This window comes from Capnocytophaga leadbetteri (assembly GCF_003054025.1).
In the GTDB taxonomy this organism is placed as follows: domain Bacteria; phylum Bacteroidota; class Bacteroidia; order Flavobacteriales; family Flavobacteriaceae; genus Capnocytophaga; species Capnocytophaga leadbetteri.
Genome location: NZ_QBKG01000002.1, coordinates 194,401 through 206,219 on the forward strand (window position 1 = coordinate 194,401; position 11,819 = coordinate 206,219).

The window sequence follows — 11,819 nt, forward strand, 5'->3', positions numbered from 1 at the left end:
AAAAAATATTAGTTAGTTTTGTTAAATTTGGCGACAAATATACGAATATTTTTTGGATATAAAATAATGTAGTGATTTTATTTTATAAAAAAGAATCACTTCAGATATTTATGGCTTCTTGAAAAGTTAATATTTTCAATTAAAATAACCTAAAGTGATTCTTTTTATCTCTTAAAATAGTATTTATTGTTGGAAGAATGAGTCTACAAACTCATATTTGTTGAATATTTGCAAATCGTCAATTCCTTCGCCTACGCCTATGTATTTTACTGGAATTTGGAACTGGTCTGAAATGCCTATTACTACGCCGCCTTTGGCAGTGCCGTCTAACTTGGTAACGGCTAAGGCGGTTACTTCAGTCGCTTTGGTAAACTCTTTAGCTTGTTCAAAAGCGTTTTGTCCTGTCGAGCCGTCTAATACTAATAACACTTCGTGAGGAGCATCGGGTACTACTTTTTGCATTACACGCTTTATTTTGCTTAGCTCATTCATCAGGTTTATCTTGTTGTGCAAGCGTCCCGCTGTATCTATGATTACTACATCAGCCTCTTGTTTTACAGCAGAAGTGAGAGTATCGTAGGCTACCGAGGCAGGGTCGCTACCCAGCTGCTGCTTAATCATCGGTACTCCCGTGCGATCAGCCCATACTTGCAACTGGTCTATCGCTGCTGCGCGGAAAGTATCGGCAGCCCCTAAGACTACTTTTAGTCCTTTTTTAGTAAACTGACTAGCTAGTTTGCCTATAGTAGTTGTTTTTCCAGCCCCATTTACGCCTACTACCATCATTACGTATGGTTTTTTGTCAGCAGGGAGAGAAAAGTCGGTAGCCTCGCCAGTGTGCGTTTCCGACAGTAGACTACCAATCTCTTCGCGTAAGATTTTATTAAGTTCAGAAGTGCCTAAATATTTGTCTTTAGCCACACGTGCCTCTATGCGGTCAATAATTTTTAGGGTAGTATTAACCCCTACATCGCTGGCGATGAGTACCTCTTCAAGGTCATCAAGCACCTCCTCATCTACCTTTGATTTTCCAATAATAGCCTTGCCGAGACGGTCGAAAAAGCTATTTTTTGATTTTTCTAAGCCCTTGTTTAGGGTTTCTTTCTTCTCTTTAGAAAAGATATTTTTTAAAAACTCAAATGCCATAACTATACTATAATCTAAAAACTCGGGCAAAGGTAATAAAAAAGGTTTATATATGCAAAAAAGCTGTCTCACGACAGCTTTTCAGATATGATAAAAATAGAGAAAATTTAATTATTTCTTCTTCAAAAATTCATCAACGAGCTCAGGAGCCATGACGCTTTCTACGAAAGTATAGGCACCTGTTTTAGGTGATTTCACCATTTTGATAGCTTTAGTAAGCTTTTTTGATTTACCTTGTAGTGTTGCTACTGTTTTCTTTGCCATAACGTTTTAATTATTTAATTTCTTTATGAACAGTTACTTTCTTTAGGATAGGGTTAAACTTTTTAAGTTCTAATCTATCTGGAGTATTTTTTTTGTTTTTGGTAGTGATGTAACGAGAAGTTCCTGGTAAGCCAGATTCTTTGTGCTCGGTGCACTCCAATATAACCTGAATTCTATTTCCTTTTTTAGCCATTTTACTATTGTTTTTAAAATTTAGTTAATATATCCGTTACGTTCTACCTCTTTAAGCACTTCGTAGATACCTTTTTTGTCGATAGTTTTGATAGCAGCTGCCGATACTTTTAGGGTAATCCAACGGTTTTCTTCAGGAATGAAGAAGCGTTTGGTACGGAGGTTTACATTAAATTTACGTTTCGTTTTGTTCATTGCGTGCGACACGTTGTTGCCCACCAATGCTTTTTTGCCTGTTAAGTCACAAACTCTTGCCATTTTTTCTCTATTTATTAATATGTTATTTATATTCAGGGCGCAAAGGTACAACTATTTTTTTTAATACCAAAACTTTTTTGTATAAAAAGAATATAGGAGTTAGAAGTTAGGAGTTAGTGCATTAGAAAATAGAGAGTTACATTATATATATAATTTAAAATCATTTATAAACTCTCGTTCCACTTTTAAGAAATTCTGTTGTGAAGGAGTGAAATTTCGTAATTGTTCTAAAGCCTCATCAATATTAGATGAAATATTTTCTGTCTTGCCTATCTTAACTGATATAGGTATAGGTAATCCATATTCATCTAATGGAACAACATAAGGAGAAATAAAATAACATTCAACTAAACTAGCGTAATATGAGTAGTCACATAATTGAAGATTATATTTTTTAAAAACATCATTGACTATGTCCTGCAAAGTCATTAGGTAACGTGGAAATTTAAAATTTATCCAATACCTTTGAATATTAAATGCTAATTCAATTGCTTCATTAACATCTAATACATTTCTATCAGTTTTAATAACGTCAGCAATAAAATTTTTTATATTTTTCGCATATCTAAACTGATTTATTCTAAAATGTAATTGTTTCCCTGATATTATTCCATATTTTTTCTTTGAATTTACAAAATATTCCCATATTAACTCACATGCAAATTTCAATTGGTTATTTGTAGGGATTGATTTCCAATACATTGAACTATGTATTTCATCAACCTTACTATGAATGAAAGTTGCTAGATTTAATTGCTTATTTAAATCTATATATGAGTTTTTCTTTAATATTTCTTGAGATAAAATATCTTGTTCAGTATATTTTTTCAATTTAACTTTTGAAGATTCTTTTAAATCCTTTTCATCAATATTGATTAGTAGATTTTCAGAAACTTCTTTTGGTTGAGAAAAAATAGGAAACTCTACTAGAGGGAGTTCTGCTACAGGTGGTTCGTAAAAAAGATATACATGACCTACGAAATAAGAAAACATTCTGCCTGAACGTCCACAAATATTATTGAATGTAAAATAATCAAACTTAGTTTTTGCTATTTTATTATCATAGATGATCACATTTTTTGCTTTAGTATTAATACCTTCTATTAAAGTAGAAGTACAAATAAGGTATTTTATTTTTCCTTCATTAAACAAATTAACACATTTTTGAGCTATTGCTCTAGGAACACCTCCATGATGGATACCTATTGCATATCCTAAGCTATTTGGTAAAATCCATTCAGAATGATAGTTATTTTTTAACCAATCAACTAATTCGTCATTTTTATTTGTTTTTTCAAATCCTTTGCTATCTAAAAATGCTTTGGCAACTTTATTAGCACTTGCTGGAGATTGGCAAAAAATTAATGTTGGTTCTTCCAAAGAAGAAGCTAATTCAATAAGGCGTGTAATAGCCTCTTCTCTTTTCTTTAAATTTACATTATGATGCTCTGAAATAACTGTTTTATAATCTGTTTTTATAAATTTAAATTCAATATTATCTAACAATTTTCTTGTTACTTCTTCAATATTTGGCCCTAAAAGATAAAATTGAGCATTTTTCTTTACTAACATATAAAACACTTGATTCAAAACGAGACATCTTTCCTTATCTTGATCTGTATTTTGAAAATTTAATTTATAAAACTCATCTATCACAAAAAAATCTACATCTATATTTGGTATTATTTCTATTGCTCTTTCTTGAGTTAAAATAAATACGTTTTTATTAGAATAAGATTGGCTTGGATGAGTGATTATTTTGTATAAATCTTTAAATTTAGACAAACGTTTTCGTGTTTCATCAATCAATGCTATTGTAGGAACTATAATGATAATATTTAAATACTTTTGAAAAGCTATAATTGAATCGATAATAAGGCTCTTTCCAAAACTTGTCGGGGCACTTAAAACAACATTCTTTCCTTTTAAAAGAGTGTAATACACTTCAGCTTGAGCGTGATGAAAAACAACACTCTCTTTAAATCCTGTAGGTCGATGTATTTCATAAGCTATTGTATCTTTTAAAGACAATTTCTCTTCATCTAAATAAGGAAAAAGACCTACCTACCTGTCTTACCAAAGTATCAATCATAGAGTCAAATCCTTTAAACTCTGTTCTCTTAGCTAATAAACGCAAAACAAACTCTTGTCCCACAATTTGATTTGAGGCAACAAGAATTGTTATTTCCTTTATAACTTGAAATTTATCTATATTAGTAGGAATATCTTTTCTTAATATATCTCGTAATTTTTCTATTGTCATAAATTTTGCCATGTTTTAAGTTTTTCCTCTAAAGATCTTATCAAATCTTTTTTTGTATTTAAAGGTAATAAGAAAAGATGTATTGTTAATTTAAAACTACCTATTTTCTGACAAAAAGTTTGATGTAGTTTTTTAAACTCTTTTTCTATTTCAACTATATATTCATTAGATTTATTATTATATTTTGCAAGGATAGTTGAATCGTAGGTAAGAAGTACTGGAATACAAGTTTTTGAAAATACATTATCTAAAGAGGTGTTAGGATGAAGCAAAGACTTTAATTTATTGGCATAAGGCCAGCTGTTATCTATTTTATTTGTTATAGCAATAAACTCATTTTTTATATATTTAATCTCTATGTGTGCATTTAATTCCTTTATAACATCAGAAATAGCATTATTAATATTGTCATAGAATTTAACTTCTCCTAACCATAATTCTAAGTCATTATCTGTTACTACGACATGTACAGCGTCAAAGCCCTTTACTGTTTCATTAGGACCATCTTTATAATAAATCTTACTAATAGCAGGAATTGTATTACAAGATTCTTTAATTATAGCGTGCAACAATAACTCTCCAAACTCACCTCTTTTTTCAAATTTTCCAGTTTGATATACATTTGCAGCAGCTTTTTGTATTTTCTCAACAGCATCTTCACCTTTAATAGTAGAATACTCCTGATAAGTTAAAGCAAATTCAGGTAGATAAGTAAACAAATGTCTTACCAACTCTTCCTTTCTCCATTCTCCTGCTTCAAATCCCGCACATATTCCATGTAAAATAGGAATTGTAGCCTCTTCTGTATGAATTATTAGGTTAAAAAAAGGAGGTTTCATAGTTATTATGTTTTTATAATGTTAAATATAAGTTCCTTGTTTTTTATTTTATAGTAAATAAATACTCTCGTCACCACAAATATTGCGTATCTTTAGGCGAAGTGGTTTATTTTCGGAAGTTATAGCTCCGTCCCAAAATTCTTTAGTATCTATACCATTCTTGCGAACATAGCCTAATCTGTTTATAAGAATTTCGGCATCACTATGCCAAGTACCTTCAGCTGCTGTACAATCAAGACTAAGAAACTCAATCGTTTCAAGTCCTTCTTCACTAATTGTAATAGGAACATATTCTTTATTTCCTTTAAGAGCTTGCTGTTGTCCTTTTAGGTTATATTCGTCAATCTTTCTACTTACTCGGTCGCTAAAGAAACGTTCTATATATACTTGCCATACTTTAAACACCTGACCTTCGGGCTGCACTTGTTTTATTTTAAATGTTGCCTCGTCTTCTACAACTACATTGTCGAGTATGTTTTTTAGGTCTCTAAGTTCTATTTTTATAAGAGTATCGTTTTGTTCTTTGATAAATTGTTCTATTTCTTCCTTACTGGTGATATCTATATAGTATATAATCACTTTTTTAGTATCATCAGGCAAGTCGGGCATAGCTTCTTTAAGGATACGGTTCATTAGGGCAGTATCGAGCAAGCGGGTACTGCTATCCATTAGGTTAGGCAGGTATACGGGCATCATCCCTTCTTTGGTATCGTTGATACTTCCTTCCCAGAACTTATCAAGACGGTCTTCATTGCGCAACCCTAAAATCAGGCTTTTGAGTTTATCCATTGTCTGTACGGGATTGCGATAGAGTGAAACGCCGTCTTTAACCTCTAATACCTCAAATACCGCTCCTGCTTTGCGCAATCGATCGCGAGCAGTTTCAATGCTATTGATACCTATATCGCACTGAATAAAACGCCTGCCTAACTTATGGGCTACCGTAGCTGTTACGCCACTACCTCCAAAAAAGTCGGCAATGAGCATACCTTCATTGCTGCTTGCTTTGATAATACGTTCTAACAATTTGAACGGTTTTTCTGTAGCGTATTCTACTCTGTTAATCCCATCAACTCTAAAGCGTGAGGAAACAGCAAATTCCCACCAATCTTCAGGAATCTTACCTTTATTGGAGTAAGCTCCACTATCATCTTTATTCATTTCTCCATTAAAACCTCCTGAATGGACATTTGAAGGGATTCTTACATCATCTCCATTAAATATATGTGATTCACTTTTTGAGTACCAGAATATTGTATCGTGTTTACGGCTAAATTGTTGCATACCTGGAGAACCTGGTCCTGTATAGCACCATATAATCTCGTTTATAAAATTATCTTCTCCAAAAATCTCGTCTAACAATATCTTTACATAATGCCCTATATGCCAATCTAAATGTACATAGATAGAGGCAGTTTCGCTCATCACTGATTTTATAGCCATTAGGTTTTCGTACATCCAGTTGAGATAACGCTCTTTATCCCATACATCACCATACATTTTTTCTTCAAAGCCACGAATTTCATCGCTGTCTATCTCTGTTTCGGCTTGCTTAATAGCTTCTGCTACCTTGGGATTACGACGAAGGTAAACCTTTTTGGCATAATCGGCACCACTGGCAAAGGGAGGGTCGATGTATACCAAATCTACTTTTATGCCTTTTTCTTTTAGATAGGCACAAGCTGAAAGGCATTCTCCTCTGATAATAGTGTTGTTATGTGGATTTTCTCCTACTATTTCTTGTTTTTCTACCTCATAAAGAGGCATTCCTCGCTCTATACGTTCTATTACTTTGTCGTTATCGCGATAGCGCAGGATACGCTGTGTACGTACAAAATTGTCGAGCATTGCTTGCCCCTGAAGGGTAGTAGGGTAATATGGTATATATTTAATTGCCATAATTATTTTCTATTTTAAAAAAAAATATTAATTGCATTGATTGTAAGAGTGTCTTGTTCTGTTTTGCTAAGGGTATCTTCTATATATAGGAAATCAAATTTGTTATATCCAAATTTTTCGTTATTTAGCCTTACGAACTCACTCATAAAAGCTTTTCGCTCTGCGAATTTTTGAGCAAATCCTTCTCCTTTGGTTTCAATGATAATTACTTGATTGATGTTATTTTCTTCATTGCGGTTTAGCAAAAGAAAATCGGGTACATATTCGCCTATATAGCTCCAATTTTTACCTTTTTGTTTGTAGCAACGTATCTTAAACTCGGTAAGTTCATCATCACCATTGAAATACATTTCCAATTGTTTGTCTCTGATGATGGTTTGGAGCGAAGTGCTGAAATAGTCAATTTCAAACCTACTGTCAAACTTATAAGGCAGATAATGATAGGTTTTACTATAAAGTTGCTCATCAATAGCTTCGTAATTATCAGGATTATTGAGTAATTTCTCAATAGTTTGCCCCTGATTACCTAAGGTTTGTAGGGTTTGTATAGTGGTGCTAATAGCAGCTTTCAAGGTTTTCTTTCCTTTATCGGCTTCTATAATTTGTTTCACTTCATTTTCTGAGGGATAGTAATTTTGGGTACTCATTACAGCAATAGGCGAAGTAAGTTTTTCTATGGCTAACAACCTTGCTTTATCGGGGATTACCTCTTCTTTTACTTTTATAGAGCGATTGGGTATAAATGCTTTGCGAATATTAGCTCGAATTTCTTTGTGATTATATATTCCTTTAGGATAATACACACCTTCTTTTTTTTCGGTAATATTATCGAATGTGCCTTTAAGTAGCTCTGCGTACTGGCTAAGTGTATCTTTTTTCAGTGTACCAAAACTTTCTTTTGCAATTAAATGTAGCCAACTGCTGAAAGTGATAGGGGTATGTTGCTCCTCATCTTGTACTATTTCGAGCTGCTTATGGGTGATTTTTCCTTTTAAATCCTGCTGTTTGATAAGTATATCATCGGATTTCTTAAGGATGGTATCTTTTTTAAGTTCGTCAGCAGTATTAAGCTTCTCTTCTGCTATTAGTGTTTGATAAGAAACTTTTAGCTGGTAAAAGTCAATAGGGGGTACACGTAGTTTTTCCATACGAGAGAAGCGTTGTAATGTGTACAGATGAGTAGTTTTAGCATTACTAAGAGCTTCTATAGAAGTGTGTTGCTGCTGGGCTAACTCTTTGTTTAGTATCTTTGCGTTATCTTCATTTAGCCAAATAAGTGCTGTTTCAGTTGTGTTTTTTTTCACTTGTCGCAAACAGCGACAAGAGGTTTGTAACACCATATTTTGCGGGCAGGCTCCTTTTTGTGGCAATATAACGCTGGTAAGGCTCTTGCAGTCCCAGCCTTCTTTACCTATTTGTGCCAATAATACTACTCTAATTTTTGATAAATTTGTGTCTAACGAAGCAAATTCGGTAGCAGCTTCTTGTGATACGGAGTATTCTTTATTTCCTCCGTGATATTTTAGAATAGCAGTATGAGGGGTAAGCCCTCGTGCCGATATAAGCTCTGATACGATGGGATAAATATTTTCTTCTAAATGGGCTATTTGTCCGCAATAGATAGCTAATTTAGCACAAGTGCCATTAGCATAGATTGTATTGGCATATTTATCGAGAAACTCGGTTACGCCTTTTCGTATAATATCGTCATAACCACTATCCGAAATTTTAATAGTAGGTATTTTTAAGAAATTGCCTACCCCCTCAATAAGTGGATAATAATACACCACATTAGAAAGGTTTTTATTTTGTAATGATAATTCATTACTTATTTTAACCGATTCTGCTGATGCTAAATAGGGTGTGCCCGAAAAGCCTAAGACTGAGTTAAAACTTTCAGTTTCCATCCATTTGTTTACTACTTGTCGGAGCTTAATATCTCCATCCGAAGCGTGGTGAACCTCATCGATAAATATGGAAAGATTAGGAATTTTGGCAATGATATTGCGCAACTCATTAGAGTTTTTTATCTCTTCTAACTCTTTTTCTGAAAAAAGAGAGTTTTGAGCATCACTTTTGTCTATTTTATTAAGAATAACTTTCTCTGCATTGGTAATAGCTACCAAACCACGAAGGTATTCAAAAGGTTGATGATTGCTTATTTTTTGTGCATTAGGATTTTTTACAAGATTACTTTTTTTAGCTGTTTTTTGTTCATCGAGTATTTCAAACTGAATTTCATTTTTAATTTGAGAAGCAGTAGGTTCTGGTAAAATCCAAGTAGGGTCAAAGTCTTGAATATTTTTGATACTTGGCAGAATAGATGATTTCAGTCCTGAAGGGGCTAATATCATAAAGTTATGAGCAAAAGCCTTGTTATCAGGTTCGTTTAGTGAAAAATACAAATCTAAGTAGATAAAGGCAGCCATTAAGTAAGTTTTTCCTGCCCCCATCGGAAGACTAAAAATATAGTCGGGATAGCTTACATTGTAAAATAACGCTTTAAATACTTGTTCGTAATCAATTTTGTCGGGGTTCTTTTCGATAAAATCTTTTAGCGAAGGCATCAAAGTATTGCCTCTCTCATCTTTTAGGCAAGCATATTCATAAAGTGTTGCTGCTGCATTATTATCTAATAGAATATTTCGACATAGAGAAGTCAGACTAATGCTATCAACATCTATAGATAAGAAGTTATTTTCGGTAAAAAGCTTCCACAAAGGTTTATTATTGCAGCTTATTTTCAAAAAAAGATACGTTTTAATAGCTTCTATTTGAGCGTCACGCATCATTCCTCTATTTTGTATATAAGATAGTAGAGAATTTACAGGACAATTTTCTTGCCTTAACCATTCATCTCTTTTTCTTTGTAAAAGTTTATAAAACATTTGTTTTTATCTCTTATTAATTTATTTCTACAGAATTATAGCGTGCAAAGGTAACAATCTTTTTTCAAACATACAAACTTATAAATATACAAAAGCACCCCATTACTGAGGGTGCTTTTTATTATTTGCCTATCCGTGCTACGGACTATTTTACTTCTTCAAAATCTACGTCTTGGACGTTGTCGGTGTTACCGCCTTGCTGTTGTTGTCCGCCAGCGTTAGGTTGTCCGGTAGCACCGCCTTGTTGTGCTTTGTAGAGGTCTTCTGAAGCTTGTTGCCAAACAGTATTGATTTTGTTTAACGCTGCTTCTATGTTGCCAAGGTCTTTGCTGTCATAAGCTGTTTTTAACTCACTTAGCGCGCCTTCTATAGCCCCTTTCTTGTCTGCAGGTAGCTTATCGCCAAACTCTTTCAATTGTTTTTCAGTTTGGAAAATCATCGCGTCAGCTTCGTTTAGCTTATCAGCTTTCTCTTTAGCTTTCTTATCGGCTTCGGCATTAGCTTCAGCTTCGCGTTTCATCTTTTCGATGTCTTCTTTAGAAAGTCCTGATGAGGCTTCTATACGTATGTTGTGCGATTTGCCAGTACCCTTGTCGGTAGCTGATACGTTGATAATACCGTTAGCATCGATATCGAAAGTTACCTCAATTTGTGGTACCCCACGTGGAGCAGGAGGAATGTTGTCTAAGTGGAAACGACCTATCGTTTTGTTGTCGTTAGCCATAGGGCGCTCTCCTTGTAGTACGTGTATTTCCACACTTGGCTGATTGTCGGCAGCAGTTGAGAATACTTGCGACTTTTTAGTAGGGATAGTGGTGTTAGCATCGATGAGTTTAGTCATCACACCGCCCATAGTTTCGATACCCAATGATAGAGGGGTAACGTCTAAGAGCAATACATCTTTCACATCACCGGTAAGTACCCCCCCTTGTATAGCAGCCCCTATAGCTACTACCTCGTCAGGGTTTACACTCTTATTAGGTTTCTTATTAAAGAATTTCTCTACCGCTTCTTGTACAGCAGGGATACGAGTAGAACCCCCTACTAAGATAACCTCGTCTATATCACCTACGCTTAAACCTGCGTTTTGTAGTGCTTTTCTACAAGGCTCGATAGTGCGTTTTACTAAGTCGTCTATCAGTTGCTCGAACTTAGCACGAGAGAGTTTGCGCACCAAGTGTTTAGGACCTGAAGCAGTAGCGGTGATGTAAGGCAAGTTGATTTCAGTTTCAGTAGATGATGAAAGTTCAATCTTAGCTTTTTCAGCTGCTTCTTTGAGGCGTTGTAGTGCCATTGGGTCTTTGCGTAGGTCGATACCTTCTTCGGCTTGGAACTCTTCAGCTAACCAGTTGATGATTTTTTCGTCTACGTCATCACCACCAAGGTGCGTATCACCATCGGTAGCAAGTACTTCAAACACACCATCACCAAGCTCTAAGATAGACACGTCGTGAGTACCACCACCAAAGTCGAATACTACTATCTTGTGGTCGTTGTGGTTTTTGTCAAGACCGTAAGCTAAGGCAGCAGCTGTAGGTTCGTTGATGATACGTTCTACTTTTAGACCTGCTATCTCGCCCGCTTCTTTAGTAGCCTGACGTTGTGCATCATTAAAGTAAGCAGGTACGGTGATAACCGCACTAGTTACTGGTTGCCCTAAGAAGTCTTCAGCGGTCTTCTTCATTTTTTGAAGTATCATAGCTGAAATTTCTTGAGGAGTGTACAAACGTCCGTCAATATCTACACGAGGAGTATCGTTGTCACCGCGCACTACTTTGTAAGGTACGCGTGCTATTTCTTTTCCTATTTCAGAGAATTTGTTCCCCATAAAACGTTTGATAGAATAAACAGTCTTGTGAGGGTTGGTAACTGCCTGACGTTTAGCGGCGTCACCTACTTTTATTTCGCCTCCGTCTACAAAAGCTACTACTGATGGAGTAGTGCGTTTGCCTTCAGCATTAGTAATTACTACAGGGTCATTACCTTCCATAACAGAAACACACGAGTTGGTGGTTCCTAAGTCTATACCTATAATCTTGCTCATATTAATTAATTATCGTTTTTAGTTCA

Annotated in this window: 10 protein-coding genes; all 10 read right to left on the reverse strand. The window is 34.7% G+C overall.

What is annotated here, in order from left to right:
- Positions 1-183: 183 nt before the first annotated feature.
- A complete protein-coding gene (gene ftsY / locus C8P65_RS03875) occupies positions 184-1,146 on the reverse strand; it encodes a signal recognition particle-docking protein FtsY (protein ID WP_107781479.1) in 963 nt (320 codons plus the stop codon).
- A 111-nt stretch (positions 1,147-1,257) separates the two neighbouring features.
- Positions 1,258-1,410, reverse strand: a complete 153-nt coding sequence (locus tag C8P65_RS03880) for a DUF4295 domain-containing protein (protein ID WP_002680984.1) — start codon at positions 1,408-1,410, stop codon at positions 1,258-1,260.
- Between the two features lie 10 nt (positions 1,411-1,420).
- On the reverse strand, positions 1,421-1,603 hold the full coding sequence (gene rpmG / locus C8P65_RS03885) for a 50S ribosomal protein L33 (protein ID WP_002672545.1): 183 nt from the start codon (positions 1,601-1,603) through the stop codon (positions 1,421-1,423).
- Positions 1,604-1,623: 20 nt separating this feature from the next.
- The gene (gene rpmB / locus C8P65_RS03890) at positions 1,624-1,860 is read right to left on the reverse strand and encodes a 50S ribosomal protein L28 (RefSeq protein WP_009391324.1); all 237 of its coding nucleotides are present in this window, start codon (positions 1,858-1,860) and stop codon (positions 1,624-1,626) included.
- Between the two features lie 141 nt (positions 1,861-2,001).
- Complete coding sequence (locus C8P65_RS03895) at positions 2,002-3,891, reverse strand: DEAD/DEAH box helicase (protein ID WP_107781481.1); 1,890 nt, start codon at positions 3,889-3,891, stop codon at positions 2,002-2,004.
- Between the two features lie 7 nt (positions 3,892-3,898).
- Positions 3,899-4,123 carry a hypothetical protein gene (locus C8P65_RS03900; protein ID WP_146162911.1) on the reverse strand — a complete coding sequence of 75 codons (225 nt, stop codon included), beginning with the start codon at positions 4,121-4,123 and terminating at the stop codon, positions 3,899-3,901.
- Positions 4,120-4,962, reverse strand: coding sequence for a HamA C-terminal domain-containing protein (locus C8P65_RS03905; protein ID WP_107781485.1), 843 nt, complete (start codon positions 4,960-4,962; stop codon positions 4,120-4,122). The genes C8P65_RS03900 and C8P65_RS03905 overlap by 4 nt, the downstream gene beginning before the upstream one ends.
- Before the next feature lie 48 nt (positions 4,963-5,010).
- On the reverse strand, positions 5,011-6,861 hold the full coding sequence (locus tag C8P65_RS03910; protein ID WP_107781487.1) for a DNA-methyltransferase: 1,851 nt from the start codon (positions 6,859-6,861) through the stop codon (positions 5,011-5,013).
- Between the two features lie 14 nt (positions 6,862-6,875).
- The gene (locus tag C8P65_RS03915; RefSeq protein ID WP_211305879.1) at positions 6,876-9,653 is read right to left on the reverse strand and encodes a DEAD/DEAH box helicase family protein; all 2,778 of its coding nucleotides are present in this window, start codon (positions 9,651-9,653) and stop codon (positions 6,876-6,878) included.
- Positions 9,654-9,894: 241 nt separating this feature from the next.
- Positions 9,895-11,793, reverse strand: coding sequence for a molecular chaperone DnaK (gene dnaK, locus C8P65_RS03920; RefSeq protein ID WP_095913089.1), 1,899 nt, complete (start codon positions 11,791-11,793; stop codon positions 9,895-9,897).
- Between the last annotated feature and the right edge of the window lie 26 nt (positions 11,794-11,819).